Here is a 15,162-nt window from a genome sequence, read left to right as displayed (position 1 = left end):
AAGGATCGACAAAGCGGACATCTTTCGGGCCGAGAGTGCAAGATCGGCGAGTGAGGGCGGGGTGTGTGCCGGGTTAGGCGCGTGTTCCGTCGGCCTGTTCGCGCCAGATCGGGGAACTGGCGGACGCCTGCGCCAGATCGGGGACGTTGCTATGTCACGCCCGCTCTGACCACACCACTTCCCCGAGGTGGCGACGCGTGCACCAGATCGGGAAGTGGCGGCACCCTGCGCCTCGACCACACCACCTCCCCGAAGTGGCGACGCGTGCACCACCTCGGGGAAACGGCTACATCCCATCCACCCCGACCGCACCACTTCCCCGACGTGGCGGGACGCCGTCAGCGCGAGCCGGGAGAACGCCCCACGGTCGGGTAGGGCGGGAGCGGGTCGGGCGAACAAGCCACTTCGCCGAAGTGGCGACGCGCGCGCCAGACCGGGGACGTTGCTATGTCACGCCCGCTCTGACCACACCACATCCCCGAGGTGGCGACGGCAGCGTCCGCACGAAGTGGACATCACACCGGGAACGGGGCTGGGGAGGGGAAGCGCAGACACGGGACGGCGGGGCGGCCGGAGGCCGTCCCGCCGTCCCCGCCGTGACTCAGTCAGCCTGGGTTGGGGCGGTTGTTGGTGAAGTTGCCCACCTGGGCACCCGTGGCCGAGTTGTCGCTCGTGGAGCCGCCGGCCGGGGTACTCAAACCACCCGTGCTCGCGTCACCGGTCGTCGTCGGCGCCACCTTGCCCGGGTGCTTCTCGGGCTGGCGGGCCAGCCGGCGCACACTCGCCGGGCCGGCGGTGCCACCTGTCGTGGTCACCGCTCCCTGACCCCGGGTCGGTCCGCCGTCGCGCAGCACCGTCGGGTCGACGGGTACGTCCGCCGGGTCGTCCGGGTCGAGTTCCTGCCGCATCCGCTCGACGTCGGTCTGGGGCACCGTGACCTCGTCCAGCGCGCCCTCGCCGTACACGCCTCCGGCGACCCGCTGCTCAGCCTGCCGGGCGGCGTCCTGCCGCATGTCGTCCTCACGCACGTCAACCACCTCGCAGCTCTCTCGGGGTATCGGTGTTGCGTGCCCGAGGGCGGATGGCTGAAACCGGAACCGGCGGCGGGAGGACCGGTGTGCGCCCCGGTGTCCGGTTCCGGCCGCGAGCCGAGCGCGACGGCCATTCGACGGTGACCGGCGGTTACCTTGTCTCCGGCCCCGGGTAGACCCAGGGTGCCCCCGCCACAGAGCGCGAACCGCGCCGTGGCCGACCTGCGGTAGCGGGGCGAGGGTGTGCAGGTTAACGACTCATCAAATCCTGAGGAGGACCAGATGAGCACGCAGGCTGCATCCACCAGGCCGATGAACCGGCCGATGTCCGACGTCCAGAACCGGTCGAGCATGCAGGACACGTCGACCCGGCAGATGCCGTCGATGCACGACGGTCACCGGGAGAACATGCCGTCCCCGGGTACGGAGACGAAGCAGGCGTTCCTGACCACCGAGTTCTGGGTGTACGCCGCAGCGGTCGCGGTCGTCGTGATCGCCGCGTTCTGGCGAGGCGCCGCCACCAACGGCCTGAACATCAACAACCCGAACCAGGCCTGGTGGTACCTGACCGCGCTGACCGGCGCGTACCTGGTCAGCCGTGGCCTGTCGAAGGCGGGCAGCGCGCGTCGCTCCGGCAAGGAGCGCCGGGGGCGTTGACCCCCCGCCGCGCTAACGGCGACGCCCCCGGGATCCGTCCCGGGGGCGTCGTCGCATGTGCTCACTCCCCGCCGAAGTCCCCGAAGTCGTCGCCGCCGTCGAACGCGTCATCGAGCATCTCACCGGCGATCATGCCGCCGGCGACACCGAGCGCGGCGCCCGCGACCACGCCGCCCATGCCCGGGCCGCGCCGCCCGTGGCCGTGGTGACCCGGGTAGCCGTGGCCGCCGCCGTGCGGCATTCCGAAGCCCTGGGCCCGCAGGCTGCCGTAGCGGCCGGTGGTCTCCCGCAGCCAGCCGTCGACGACCTGCACCCAGTCGGTACGGGCGGCGTCGCTGTGCGGAATCGAGTACCTGCCGATGACGTCGTGCCCGGGGCTGAGGAAGCCGCCGCGCTTGTCGCACTCCAGGATCACCTCGACGCCCTGCTGGCTGGTCACGAACGTCAGCTCGACCTCGGTGACGGTCTGCGCGTACTGCGGCGCGGCGAAGAACTCGATCTCCTGGTAGAACGGCAGCGTCTGCGGCACGCCGTAGATGTGACCCCGCTCCAGGTCGGCGTGCTTGAACCGGAAGCCGAGCGCCTGGAACGCCTCCAGGATCCGCTCGTGGATCGGCAGCGGGTGCACGGACACCTGGTCCAGGTCCGACTTGTCGACCGCGCGGGCCACCGCCAGCTCGGTGCGCAGGCCCATGGTCATGCCGTGCAGGCGCTGGCCGTACACGTCGGTGATCGGGGTCTCCCACGGCACCGGCATCTGGAACGGGATGGAGAGCTGCTGCTTCGGGGCCAGCTCGAAGGCGCCGCTGACCGGCATCCGGTGGAACTCCATCACGCCCGCGAACTCGTGGTCGCCGCTCTCGATCTCGACCCGGGTCACCAGACCGATGTTGATCTGCTCGATGCGGGCCGGCGCGTCGCCGCCGACCAGGTTCACGTGCCCGTCCAGGGTCAGGCCCGGCCGGGTGTTCGGGTTGCTGAGCACCGTGTCGACGGTCGGGCCGCCCACGCCGAACGCGCTCAACATCTTCTTGAAGACCATCGGTCACTCCCGTGCAACTGCGCTCCGACATGGACCGTCGGGCACTTCGTCAGGGCACCCTAGACGGCGGGGCTGAGAAGTGCCTGTGAGGCACGCCGCGGTGTCAGTCCGCGCGGACCACCACCAGCTCGCCGACCTGCTCACCGAGCTGCCGACGGGCCTCCGGCGGCAGGCCGCCGTCGGTGATCAGCACGTCGGCCTCCTCCAGCGGCGCGATGGTGGCGATGCCGATGGTCTCCCACTTGGTGTGGTCGGCCAGCACCACGAGCCGCCGGGCGGCGCCGATCAGCCGCCGGTTCACCGCCGCCTCCAGCAGGTTGGGCGTGGTGAAGCCGGTACGCGGGCTCATCCCGTGCACGCCGAGGAAGAGCAGGTCGACGTTGAGCGCGGCGATGGCCGCCTCGGCGACCGGGCCGGTGAGCGCGTCCGACGGGGTACGGATGCCGCCGGTCAGCACCACCGTCTGGTCGGCGCGGGGGTTCTGGTAGAGCGCGTCGGCCACCGGGATCGAGTTGGTGACCACTGTCAGTCCGCGTACCTCGGCCAGCCGGGCGGCCAGCGCGGCGGTGGTGGTGCCCGCGGAGAGCGCCACCGCCATCCGCGGCTCGACCAGCTCGGCGGCCCGCTCCACGATGGCTCGCTTCTCGGCCTGCTGGCGTACCGACTTGGCGGCGAAGCCGGGCTCCTCGGTGGAGCCGGGTCCGGCGAGCGTCGCTCCGCCGTGCACCTTGTCGATCAGGCCGCGGTCGGCCAGCACCTCCAGGTCGCGGCGGATCGTCATGTCGGACACCCCGAAGCGGCTGACCAGGTGACTGACCCGGACGCCGCCGCTCTGGCGGATCAACTCCAGGATGGCGCTCTGCCGTTGCTGGGCGAGCATGGGGACCTCCTCGGCGCGAACGGCAGGGTACCGGTCAGGCGGTCGCGGGCACCGGCGCGGGCTCCTCGCGGACCACCGCCACCTCACCCGCCGGCACCTCCAGCTCGCCGTCGCAACGGGCGCCGCCGAGCAGCTCGACGCCGCTGACCGCCAGCCGGGCCGGTTCGGTGGTGTGGTTGACCACGAACAGCCAGCTCCGGTCCGCCGAGCGGCGGCGGACCACCTCCACCCCGGCCGGCGCGCGCACCGGCGGACGTACGCCGGTCTCGGCGAGGAGCCGGGCCACCAGCCGGTCGGTGGCCTCGTCGTCGAGCCGGGTGCCGACGTACCAGGCGGCGCCCGCGCCGACCGCGTGCCGGGTCAGCGCCGGCACGCCCGGCAGGGGCCCGTCGGTGTACGCGGCCAGCACCTCGGCGCCCTCGGCGTGCAGCCACTCGGTCCACACGTCAGCGCGGGCGCCGTCGTCGAGGCGTACCGTCCCGCCTTCCCGCAGCGGGAAGAACTCCTCGACGCGTACGCCGAGCAGGTCGCGGAACGCGCCGGGGTAGCCGCCGAGCCGGATGTGGTCGTGCTCGTCGACGATGCCGCTGAAGTAGGTGACCACAGCGGTGCCGCCGGCCTCCACGAACCGGCGCAGCGCGTCGGCGTCGGCGTCGCGGACGAGGTAGAGCGTGGGCACCACGACGAGCCGGTAGCGGGACAGGTCGGCCGACGGGTGCACCACGTCGGCGGTGACCCCGGCCCGCCACAGCACGGCGTGCAGCGCCGACAGCCGGTCGGTGTAGGTGACGTCGACGCTCGGGTGGGAGTCGAGTTCGGCACCCCACCAGGCCTCGTAGTCGAACAGGATCGCCACGTCGGCGTCGACGCGGCTGCCGCGTACCTCGGCGAGCGCGCGCAGGTCGGCGCCGAGCCGGCAGACCTCGCGGAACACCTTGGTGTCCGGCCCGGCGTGCGGCACCAGCGCCGAGTGGAACTTCTCCGCGCCGGCCCAGGAGGCCCGCCACTGGAAGAACAGCACGCCGTCGGCGCCGCGCGCGACGTGGGCGAGGCTGTTGCGGCGCATCTGGCCGGGCGTCTTGGCCACGTTTCGGGGCTGCCAGTTGACGGCGCTGGTGGAGTGCTCCATCAGCAGCCACGGCGCGCCACCGGCGACGCCCCGGGTGTGGTCGGCGGCCAGCGCGAGGTTGACCTGCGGCTGCGGGTCGGCGGCGGTGAGGTAGTGGTCGTTGGAGACGACGTCCACGTCGGAGGCCCAGGAGTGGTAGTCCAGGTACTTGATGCCGGTGCCGATCATGAAGTTCGTGGTGACGGGCTGCGGGACGAGCCGGTTCAGCAGTTCCCGCTCGGCGCGCAGCTGGGCGCGCTGCTCGTCGGAGGAGAACCGCAGGAAGTCCAGCTGCTGCGTCGGGTTGGCGAACGTCGGCGCGGTACGCGGCGGGTTGATCTCGGCCCAGTCGTGGTAGCGCTGGCTCCAGAAGGCGGTGCCCCAGGCCGCGTTGAGCGAGTCCAGGTCGCCGTAGCGCTCGCGCAGCCAGCCGCGGAACGCCTCGGCGCTGACGTCGCAGTAGCAGTGCACGTTGTGGCAGCCGAGTTCGTTGGAGACGTGCCAGAGCACGACGGCGGGGTGGCGCGCGTACCGGCGGGCGACGGCCTCGACCAGGGCGAGCGAGTGGTCCCGGAACACCGGTGAGCTGGGGCAGTACGCCTGCCGGCCACCGGGCCAGAGCACCGTGCCGTCGGCGCGGCGGGGCAGCGTCTCCGGGTGCCGGTGCGCCAGCCACGGTGGCGGGCTGGCGGTGGCGGTGGCCAGGTCGACGCTGATGCCGCCGTCGTGCAGCAGGTCGATCGCCCGGTCCAGCCAGTCGAAGACGTACCGGCCGGGGGCGGGCTCCAGCAGTGCCCAGGAGAAGATGCCGACCGAGACCAGGTTGACCCCGGCCCGTCGCATGAGTTCGACGTCCTCGGCCCACGTCTGCTCGGGCCACTGCTCCGGGTTGTAGTCCGCGCCGTACCAGATGCCGTCGCCGTGCCAGTTCCGCATGACAGCAGAGGGTGCCCCCGAACAGCACCCAAGTCAACACTTTCCAACATCGACTGAAGTTCCAACGTTTACCGGCTCTTTGCCCTGCCGTACCGCCGACAGCGTCGTCTTTTTGCCCTCTTGACAGCGCCGCGCCAAGGGGTAGCTTCAAGCGCCACCGGCTGTTTGTGTTCGGACGTGTGGATTCTCGGTGGATCTGCTGCGGCCGACACGAACACCGCTCACCGCCAACGATCACGGTCCATGAGCGCAGCGCACCTCTTCCACGCAGGAGGCACCATGTCCCGTCCCCGCTCGCAAGCCGAATACCTCGCCCGGCTCGTACCCCCGTCAGTCGCCGGCCTGAACCGGCGCTCGCTGCTCGCCGGCGCGGCCGGCGCGGGGGCGCTGCTCGGCACCGGTCTGCTCGCCGGCTGCGGCGACTCCGACTCCGGGTCCGGCGGCGACGCCAAGAGCGTCTCCCTCGGCTCGAACCAGTCGGACCCGAAGCCCAAGGACGTCGTCGCCAAGGTGATGGACGGCTTCAAGACGTCCTCCGGCGTGACGGTCAACATCAACACGGTCGACCACAACACGTTCCAGGAGAACATCAACAACTACCTGCAGGGCAAGCCGGACGACGTGTTCACCTGGTTCGCCGGCTACCGGATGCGCTTCTTCGCCGCCAAGGGCCTGGCCGGTGACCTCAGCGACGTGTGGGGCAAGCTCGACGGCTACTCCGACGCGTTCAAGAAGGCGTCCACAGGCGACGACGGCAAGCAGTACTTCGTGCCGGCGTCGTACTACCCGTGGGCCGTCTTCTACCGCAAGTCGGTGTGGCAGCAGCGCGGCTACGAGGTGCCGAAGACGCTGGACGACTTGAACACGCTCGGCGCGCAGATGAAGAAGGACGGCCTGAACCCGATCGCGTTCGCCGACAAGGACGGCTGGCCGGCGATGGGCACGTTCGACATCCTCAACCTGCGGATCAACGGCTACCAGTTCCACATCGACCTGATGGCCGGCAAGGAGGCGTGGACCTCCGACAAGGTGAAGAAGGTCTTCGACACCTGGGCCGGGCTGCTCCCCCTGCACCAGCCGGACTCGCTCGGCCGCACCTGGCAGGAGGCCGCGCAGTCGCTGCAGCAGAAGAAGAGCGGCATGTACCTGCTCGGCCTGTTCGTCGGCCAGCAGTTCAGCGGCGCCGACCTGGAGGACCTGGACTTCTTCACGTTCCCCGAGATCGACTCCACGATCGGCGCGAAGGCGCTGGACGCCCCGATCGACGGCTACATGATGGCCCGCAAGCCGAAGTCCAAGGACGCGGCGCAGAAGCTGCTGACGTACCTCGGCTCGAAGGAGGCGGCGGACATCACCGTCAAGAACGACCCGAGCACGCTTGTCGCCAACAGCGGCGCGGAGACCGGTGCCTACACCGCGCTGCAGAAGAAGGCCGCCGAGCTGGTCGGCTCCGCCACCGAGATCGCCCAGTTCCTCGACCGGGACACCCGGCCGGACTTCGCCTCCACCGTGATGATCCCGGCGTTGCAGCAGTTCATCAAGGACCCGAAGGACATCAGCGGGCTGCTCACCAGCATCGAGAACCAGAAGAAGTCGATCTTCACCAGCTGACGGCGGAAGGGGGAAGGACATCATGTCCGACCTGCCCCTGATCCAAGAGGATCGCGCCGTGCCGCCGCCGGCCGCGACCACCACGAACGGTGGTCGCGGTCGCCGGCTACGGCTCCTGTCCCGCACCGACCGCGTGGTCATCACGCTGATGGTGCTGGTACCCCTGTTGCTCGTCACCGGGCTGGTCTGGCTGCCCGCGGTGGCGACGGTGCTGCTCTCCGGCACGAACTGGGACGGCATCGGCCCGATCTCCGAGATCGAGTGGGTCGGGGCCAAGAACTACGACGACGTGGTGAACATCTACCCGCCGTTCGTCCCCGCCGTGCAGAACAACCTGCTGTGGCTGGCCGCGCTGTTCGTGGTGGCCACCCCGTTCGGCATGTTCCTCGCCGTGCTGCTCGACAAGGAGATTCGCGGCAGCCGCTTCTACCAGACCGCGCTCTATCTGCCGGTGGTGCTGTCGCTGGCGCTCATCGGCTTCGTCTGGCAGCTCATCTACAGCCGCGACCAGGGGCTGCTCAACGGCGTGTTCGGCGGCGAGACCGACTGGTACGGCGACCCGGACGTCAACATCTGGGCCGTACTGGTGGCGGCCGGCTGGCGGCACGTCGGCTACATCATGCTGCTCTACCTGGCCGGCCTCAAGGGCGTCGACCCGTCGCTGCGCGAGGCCGCCGCGGTGGACGGCTCCTCGGAGACCAGCACGTTCTTCCGGGTCGTCTTCCCGGTGCTGCGCCCGATCAACATCATCGTGCTGGTGGTGACGGTGATCGAGTCGCTGCGCGCGTTCGACCTGGTCTGGGTCATCAACAAGGGCCGCAACGGGCTGGAACTGATCTCCGCGCTCGTCACCCAGAACGTGGTGGGCGAGGCCAGCCGGATCGGCTTCGGCTCCGCGCTGGCGACCATCATGCTGGCCGTCTCGCTGGTCTTCATCACCATCTACCTCTGGACCGTGATGCGGGAGGACAAGCGATGACCGCCGTCTCCGCCGGCCGCCGCCGCCCCGTGCGGCCCGCCCGGGTCGTCCTGCACCTGTTCCTGGGTACGGTCGCCGTGGGCTGGCTGTTCCCCATCCTCTGGGCGGTGCTCACCTCGTTCCGCTCCTACGAGTACACAGCCGCCAACGGCTACGTGTCGCTCGGCGGCTGGACGGTCGACAACTACGTCACCGCCTGGCGTACCGCCGAGTTCGGCAAGCACTTCCTCAACTCGGCGTACATCACCGTCCCGGCGGTGCTGCTCACGCTGTTCCTCGCCTCCTGCGTGGCGTTCGTGATCGCCCGGTTCAGCTGGAAGCTCAACATCGCGCTGCTCGGCCTGTTCACCGCGGCGAACCTGCTGCCGCAGCAGGCGCTGCTCATCCCGCTGTTCCGGATGTTCACCGAGATCCCGCTGCCGGCCTGGATGAGCGACTCGGAGCTGCTGTACGACAGCTACTGGGGGCTGATCCTGGTCAACGTCGCGTTCCAGTGCGGCTTCTGCGTGTTCGTGCTCAGCAACTACATGAAGGCGCTGCCGCACGAGCTGTACGAGGCCGCGATGGTCGACGGGGCGAACGTGTGGCGGCAGTACTGGCAGGTCACGATGCCGCTGTGCCGCCCGGCGCTCGCCGCCCTCGCGACGCTCGAAGTCACCTGGATCTACAACGAGTTCTTCTGGGCCACTGTGCTCATGCGTACCGGCGACAAGTTCCCGGTCACCAGTTCGCTGAACAACCTTCGCGGCGAGTTCTTCACCGACAACAACCTGGTCTCGGCCGGCTCGGTGCTGGTCGCGATCCCCACCCTGGTGATCTTCTTCCTGCTGCAGAAGCAGTTCGTCCGGGGTCTGACGCTGGGAGCCTCCAAGGGATGACGATCGTCCACCTGCGCCGCGCGCGGACCAGCCTGGTGCTCGACGCCCGCGGCCCGGGGCTGCCCCGGGTCGTGCACTGGGGCGCCGACCTCGGCCCGCTGCCCGACGAGGACCTGCCCGCGGTCGTCGACGCCACGGTGCCGCCGGTGGTGCCGAGCAGCTTCGACACGCCCACTGTGCTGTCGCTGCTGCCCGAGGCGAGCGCCGGGTGGAGCGGACGTCCCGGTCTCGCCGGTCACCGCGACGGCCGGGACTGGTCGACGGCGTTCCGCCTCACCGGCCTCGACGTGTACGACGAGCCCGCGGCACCGTCGCCCGCCCTGTTAGGAGGGGCCCCTTTACATGCACCAGGCGTTAACAAGGGGCCCTTCCTTTCCTCCGGGCGGGTGGAGGTGCGGGCGGCGGATCCGGGCGCGGGGCTGAGCCTGACCGTCGAGATCACGCTGGACGCGGCGGGCGTGCTGACGCTGCGGCACCGGCTGCGCAACGACGGCGACGGCCGGTACGAGGTGCGGGAGCTGACACCGGTGCTGCCGGTGCCGGCGGTCGCCACCGAACTGCTCGACCTGACCGGCCGCTGGTGCCGGGAGCGCGCGCCGCAGCGGCACCCGTGGCCGATGGGCGCCTGGGTACGCGAGGGGCGGCACGGCCGTACCGGCCACGACGCCACGTTGTTGCTGGTCGCGGGCACCGCCGGGTTCGGTTTCCGGCACGGCGAGGTGTGGGCGGTGCACACCGGGTGGAGCGGCGACCACGTCACCGCCGCCGAGCGCCGCCCCACAGGTGAGTCCACGCTCGGCGGCGGTGAGCTGCTCGCACCCGGCGAGATCGTGCTCGGGCCGGGCGAGGAGTACGCCACTCCCCTGCTCTACGCGGCGCACTCGGCCGACGGGCTGGACGGGCTCAGCGACGCGCTGCACACCCACCTGCGGGCCCGCCCGTCGCACCCCCGCACGCCGCGACCGGTGACGCTGAACGTGTGGGAGGCGGTCTACTTCGACCACGACCTGGACCGGCTGCGGGCGCTGGCCGACGCGGCCGCCGAGGTCGGTGTGGAACGCTTCGTGCTGGACGACGGCTGGTTCCGTGGCCGACGACACGACCAGGCCGGGCTCGGCGACTGGTGGGTCGACGGCGAGGTCTGGCCGGACGGGTTGCAGCCGCTGATCGACCACGTACGCGGGCACGGCATGCAGTTCGGGCTCTGGGTGGAACCGGAGATGGTCAACCCCGACTCCGACCTGTTCCGCGCCCACCCCGACTGGGTGCTTCAGGCGCCGGGCCGGCTGCCGCCGCCGTGGCGGCACCAGCAGGTGCTCGACCTGGCCCACCCGGACGCGTACGCGTACCTGCTCGAACGGCTCGACGCGGTGCTGAGCGAGCACGACGGGCTCGCGTACCTGAAGTGGGACCACAACCGCGACCTCACCGAGGCCGGGCACGCCGGGCGGCCCGGGGTGCACGCGCAGACCCTCGCGGTCTACCGGTTGCTGGACGAGCTGCGCGCCCGGCACCCGGACGTCGAGATCGAGAGCTGCTCCTCCGGCGGCGCGCGCGTCGACCTGGAGATCCTGCGCCGCACCGACCGGGTCTGGGCCAGCGACTGCAACGACGCGCTGGAACGGCTGTCCATCCAGCGCTGGACCGGCCTGCTGCTGCCGCCGGAACTGATCGGCACGCACATCGGCCCGGAGCGCTCGCACACCACGCACCGCGTACACGACCTGAGCTTCCGCGCGGTCACCGCGCTGTTCGGCCACCACGGCATCGAGTGGGACATCACCGCGATCGACGCCGGCGAACGGGCCGAACTCGCCGCCTGGGTGGCGCTGCACAAGCGGCTGCGCCCGCTGCTGCACACCGGCCGGGTGGTCCGGGTCGACCACCCGGACCCGGCCGTGCAGGCCCACGGCGTGGTCGCCCACGACCGCAACCATGCGGTGTACGCGGTCAGCCGGGTCGCCACCTCGGCGGCGCAGGTGCCGGGCGCGGTGCGGCTGCCGGGGCTGGACCCGCAGCGGCGCTACCGGGTCCGTCCACCCGCCGGAGTACCGGAACCGGCCCTGCTGGAGCTGTCCCCGCCGGGCTGGCTGGCCTGGCCGGGCGACGGCATCACGGTGAGCGGTTCGGTGCTGGGCACGGTCGGCGTGCAGCTCCCCGCCCTGCACCCCGAACAGGCCCTCCTCCTGGAGGTCACCGTCGTCGGCTGAGAGACGCCGGCAGCGGTGACCGGCCCGTTCAACCGCGGAAGCCTACGCGGTCGTGCCAGGCGCGAGACAAATTGTTCACATCCATCAGCGCGGTGGCCGAGCCGATGCCGTTGTTGATGCGGCTCTGTTTCGCCACCTCCCGCGTCTGCACGGCGGAGAAGCACAACGACACCGCGACCAGCATCAGACTGACGAAGCCCAGAATCGTTTCCCACATGTCCCCGCCCTTCAAGGAGTACGACCCCCCTCACGCTAAGCAGAGAGTGCAACACCCTGAGTCACCAAATTCCGGCCGCGTTCCTCCCGACGGCGATCAGCGGTCCGGCCGTCCTCAGGCGGCGGCGCGACGGACGGTGTCCCGCAGGGCCAGGGCCACTGCGGCGAACAGGGCCGCGCCGCACCCCACACCGGAGATCAGGCCGACGGTGCCGGCGCCCGCGCCGAGCGCGTGGGCGAGGAACCCGGCCAGGCCGAGCGCTGTCATCACGGCGCCCAGCCAGTGGTAGAGCGGCATCCGCCAGACGTGGGCGAGGCCGAAGAAGTGCACGCCGACGACCACCGCCACCCAGCCGACGGCCACGGCGGGGCGGTCCAGCACGTTGTTGATCACGGACAGGCCACCGAAGAGCGCGACCGCCTCCAGAGCCACCACCAGCCAGTAGCGGCGGTCCATGAACCCGGCGGCCTCCCGCTGCGGGGCGGGCGGCTCCCGGCCGGCCACCCGGAACAGCGTGACCAGGAGCAGCGCGGCCACCAGCAGGCCGGCGACGCGCACCACCAGCGGCAAGGGCGCGGGCAGGCCACCGCTGTTGACCAGCACGAACACGGTGCCGAACGAGATGGCCACGAGCGAGCCGATCACCAGCCCCGACGGTCGCCCCCTGGTCCCCGTGCTCATGGCGTCCCCTCCGGTCCCTCGCGCTCGCGCCTCGACCCGCGATCAAGGGCGTGGCGTCTGTACCCGCGCCCGGACGCGGCACAAACCCCTTGATCACTATGCCGGAGAGCGGTGGCCGGGCCCGCGCGGGCCCGGCCACCGGTGATCAGCTCGCGGTGCAGGTTACGGCCGGGGTGGAGTTCGTGCCGGTCCAGCTGCCGATGAAGCCGAAGCTGGTGCTCGCGCCGACGCCGAGGCGGCCGTTGTAGTCGACGTTGCGGGCGGTGTACGCCGACCCGCTGTTGCTGACGCTGGCGTTCCACGCCTGGGTGACGGACTGGCCGTTGGCGAACGTCCAGCGGACCGTCCAGCCGGTGATCGCGGCGGCTCCGGCGGTCACCTTGACCTCGCCCTGGAAGCCGCCCTGCCACGAGTTCGCGACGGTGTAGGTGGCGGTGCAGCCACCGGACGGCGGGGGCGTGGTGGTCGGCGGCGGGGTCGGGCTGGGGCTGCTCGTCGGCGTCGGGCTGGTGGTCGGGCTGCCGGTGGGGCTGGCGGTCGGGGTGCTGCCGGCGTACACCGACGCCTCGCGGGACGTGGCGGCGATGCCGTTGGCACCGTTGAAGATCCGCTGACCCCAGCTGGTGAGCTGGGCCGGGTTGAACGCGGTGGTCATGTCCAGGTACTCCACGCCGCCGCCGTTGCCGCTCCACGACCAGCCGAGGTAGCCGATGCCGTTGGCCTGGGCGTACGCCATGATGGCGTCCTCGTCCGGGTTGCCGTCGGAGTGGTTGAAGCCGAACTCGCCGACCACGATCGGCAGCCCGGCGGTACGGAACCGGCCCAGGTAATCGCTGATCTCGGCGGCGGTGTCGAACACGCCGTACATGTGGATGGAGAAGACGGTGTTGCGCTGCGGGTCGGCGGCGAACACGGTGCCGGCGTTGTCGCGCATGGTGAACGTCCAGTCCTGACCCCAGTTCGGCGCGTCCACCATGATCGTGTGGGTCAGGCCGGCGGCGCGCAGCCGCTTGATCGCGTTCGACGTGTCGGTGGTCCAGGCGCTGTAGCCCTGGTTGCCGAACGGCTCGTTGCCGATGTTGACGATGACGTACTTCTCCTGGCCCTTGAGCACGTCGGCGATGCTCAGCCAGTAGTCGGTGGCCTTCGCCAGCGTGGTGGCGGCGCCGTCCTCGCCGTACCCGGTGGTGTCGTGCACCTCCAGCACGCAGATCATCCGGTTGGCCTTGCACAGCGAGATCACGTTCGCCACGTCGGCGGCGCTGTTCTTCGTCCAGCGGTCGCCGCTGGACAGGACGACCCGGACGGTGTTCGCGCCGAGCGCCTTGATGTTGGCGAAGGAGCTGGTCTGCTGCGGGTACCAGGTGTGCGCGTGGTTGACCCCGCGCATCACGAACTCGACGCCGTTGGCGTCGTAGAGCCGCCCGTTGGAGACGGAGAACCCGGTGGCGGCGTGGGCCGGCTGCCCGAGGGCGAAGACGGCGGCGAGGGCCGTCAGCAGGGCGGCGCCCGCGACGGAGAGCAGTTTCTTCATGGCTGTCCTCAGGGGAAGGTCTCCCCCGTGCCCGAGCGGGGGTGCGGTGACGGTGACGAAGTGGTGGCGACTGAGCCCGGTAGTCGCCGCCCGGTTCCCGAACGGACGCAGGCATCAGCGTAGGGCGATGGAAGGCATTAGGCAACCGGTTAAGCGGGGCAAGCCGGGAGGCGGCGAGGTGCGACCGCGGCAATTCGACTGAACCGGTTAAGAAGCCGGGGCACGTCAACCGGGGAAGCGGACAGCAGGGTTGACCCGCGCCGGGCGGGGTATCCGGGGACGATCCGCCCCGGGAAGGAGACGTGCCATGGTCAACGTCGGTTACACCCTCATGTGCGAGCAGGCCGGCCCGAAACAACTGGTCGACCACGCCGTACGCGCCGAGGCCGCCGGCTTCGACCATCTGGTCATGTCCGACCACTACTACCCCTGGCTGGAGTCCCAGGGCCACTCCCCGTACGCCTGGTCGGTGCTCGGCGCGGTCGCCCACGCCACCAGCCGGGCCGAGCTGATGTCGTTCGTGACCTGCCCGATCCGGCGGTACCACCCGGCGGTGGTGGCGCAGAAGGCCAGCACCATCGGGGTGCTCTCGGACGGACGGTTCACGCTCGGTCTCGGCGCCGGGGAGAACCTCAACGAGCACGTGGTGGGCGGGTGGCCGCACGTGCAGCAGCGGCACGAGATGTTCGAGGAGGCGCTGCAGATCATCCGGCCGCTGCTCAACGGCGAGACGCTGACGTTCTCCGGCAACCACTTCGACGTGCCCGACGCGTACGTCTGGGACCGGCCGGAGCGGCCGGTGCCGATGGCGGTGGCCGCGTCCGGGCGGCAGTCGGCCACGCTGGCCGCCGAGTACGCCGACGCCATGATCGCCACCGACCCGCTGTCCCACCTGATCGACATGTACGAGGAGGCAGGCGGCGCGGGCCGCCCCCGCTACGGGCAGGTGGCCATCTGCTACGGCCCGGACGAGGACGAGTGCCGCAAGATCGTGCACGACCAGTTCCGCTGGTTCGGTCTGGGCTGGAAGGTCAACGCCGACCTGCCCGGCCCGGAGTCGTTCGAGGCGGCCACCCGGTTCGTCCGGGAGGAGGACGTGGCCGAGGGCATCTCCTGCGGCCCGGACACCGACCGGCACGTCGAGGCGTTCAAGAAGTTCGTCGACGCCGGCTTCACCCATGTCGCGCTGGTCCAGGTGGGCGGCGACACCCAGCCGATGTTCCTCGACTGGGCCCAGGAGGAGCTGCTGCCCCGGCTGCGCGAGCTGTGACCGTCGCACCGCTACCTCCCCCGCTGAGGAGTTGACGCCATGCGTATCGGGAACACCGAGATCCGGCCCGCCGGGGGCGGGCTCGGCTGCCTGCTGATGATCCTCTTCTCGATCGTCGCCTCGGTGGT

General features: G+C 70.8%; 13 protein-coding genes. 6 read left to right on the top strand and 7 right to left on the bottom strand.

What is annotated here, in order from left to right:
- Positions 1-605: 605 nt before the first annotated feature.
- On the bottom strand, positions 606-1,028 hold the full coding sequence (locus ML5_RS09930) for a hypothetical protein (protein ID WP_041784166.1): 423 nt from the start codon (positions 1,026-1,028) through the stop codon (positions 606-608).
- A gap of 285 nt (positions 1,029-1,313) precedes the next feature.
- On the opposite strand from ML5_RS09930, the gene ML5_RS09925 reads away from it, so the two are divergent.
- On the top strand, positions 1,314-1,688 hold the full coding sequence (locus ML5_RS09925) for a hypothetical protein (protein ID WP_013284911.1): 375 nt from the start codon (positions 1,314-1,316) through the stop codon (positions 1,686-1,688).
- Positions 1,689-1,749: 61 nt separating this feature from the next.
- Here the strand turns inward: ML5_RS09925 and ML5_RS09920 are convergent, their stop codons facing one another.
- From ML5_RS09920 to ML5_RS09910, 3 genes are all read right to left on the bottom strand, one after another.
- On the bottom strand, positions 1,750-2,730 hold the full coding sequence (locus tag ML5_RS09920; protein WP_013284910.1) for a sporulation protein: 981 nt from the start codon (positions 2,728-2,730) through the stop codon (positions 1,750-1,752).
- 103 nt (positions 2,731-2,833) lie between these two features.
- Complete coding sequence (locus tag ML5_RS09915) at positions 2,834-3,610, bottom strand: DeoR/GlpR family DNA-binding transcription regulator (RefSeq protein ID WP_013284909.1); 777 nt, start codon at positions 3,608-3,610, stop codon at positions 2,834-2,836.
- A 34-nt stretch (positions 3,611-3,644) separates the two neighbouring features.
- Positions 3,645-5,654, bottom strand: a complete 2,010-nt coding sequence (locus ML5_RS09910; protein ID WP_013474579.1) for a beta-galactosidase — start codon at positions 5,652-5,654, stop codon at positions 3,645-3,647.
- Between the two features lie 243 nt (positions 5,655-5,897).
- On the opposite strand from ML5_RS09910, the gene ML5_RS09905 reads away from it, so the two are divergent.
- From ML5_RS09905 to ML5_RS09890, 4 genes are read left to right on the top strand one after another with little or no spacing between them, the layout of a single operon-like run.
- Positions 5,898-7,265 carry an ABC transporter substrate-binding protein gene (locus ML5_RS09905; protein ID WP_225319818.1) on the top strand — a complete coding sequence of 456 codons (1,368 nt, stop codon included), beginning with the start codon at positions 5,898-5,900 and terminating at the stop codon, positions 7,263-7,265.
- 22 nt (positions 7,266-7,287) lie between these two features.
- Positions 7,288-8,244, top strand: a complete 957-nt coding sequence (locus tag ML5_RS09900; RefSeq protein ID WP_013284906.1) for a carbohydrate ABC transporter permease — start codon at positions 7,288-7,290, stop codon at positions 8,242-8,244.
- On the top strand, positions 8,241-9,122 hold the full coding sequence (locus tag ML5_RS09895; protein ID WP_013284905.1) for a carbohydrate ABC transporter permease: 882 nt from the start codon (positions 8,241-8,243) through the stop codon (positions 9,120-9,122). The genes ML5_RS09900 and ML5_RS09895 overlap by 4 nt, the downstream gene beginning before the upstream one ends.
- On the top strand, positions 9,119-11,332 hold the full coding sequence (locus ML5_RS09890) for an alpha-galactosidase (RefSeq protein ID WP_013474578.1): 2,214 nt from the start codon (positions 9,119-9,121) through the stop codon (positions 11,330-11,332). Before ML5_RS09895 ends, ML5_RS09890 begins: the two co-directional genes overlap by 4 nt.
- 28 nt (positions 11,333-11,360) lie before the next feature.
- Here ML5_RS09890 and ML5_RS09885 read toward each other — a convergent pair whose 3' ends face one another.
- From ML5_RS09885 to ML5_RS09875, 3 genes are all read right to left on the bottom strand, one after another.
- Positions 11,361-11,549, bottom strand: coding sequence for a hypothetical protein (locus ML5_RS09885; protein ID WP_013474577.1), 189 nt, complete (start codon positions 11,547-11,549; stop codon positions 11,361-11,363).
- A gap of 114 nt (positions 11,550-11,663) precedes the next feature.
- Positions 11,664-12,230 carry a hypothetical protein gene (locus ML5_RS09880; RefSeq protein WP_013474576.1) on the bottom strand — a complete coding sequence of 189 codons (567 nt, stop codon included), beginning with the start codon at positions 12,228-12,230 and terminating at the stop codon, positions 11,664-11,666.
- 145 nt (positions 12,231-12,375) lie between these two features.
- The gene (locus ML5_RS09875) at positions 12,376-13,764 is read right to left on the bottom strand and encodes a cellulase family glycosylhydrolase (protein ID WP_013474575.1); all 1,389 of its coding nucleotides are present in this window, start codon (positions 13,762-13,764) and stop codon (positions 12,376-12,378) included.
- A gap of 307 nt (positions 13,765-14,071) precedes the next feature.
- Between ML5_RS09875 and ML5_RS09870 the strand changes: the two genes are divergently transcribed.
- Positions 14,072-15,034, top strand: coding sequence for a TIGR03557 family F420-dependent LLM class oxidoreductase (locus tag ML5_RS09870; RefSeq protein WP_013284900.1), 963 nt, complete (start codon positions 14,072-14,074; stop codon positions 15,032-15,034).
- The last annotated feature ends 128 nt before the right edge of the window (positions 15,035-15,162 follow it).

Origin of the sequence: Micromonospora sp. L5 (genome assembly GCF_000177655.2) — a bacterium.
Classification (GTDB): domain Bacteria; phylum Actinomycetota; class Actinomycetes; order Mycobacteriales; family Micromonosporaceae; genus Micromonospora; species Micromonospora aurantiaca.
Note: the sequence above shows the minus strand (reverse complement) of the source record. Positions and strands in the feature narration are given on the sequence as shown.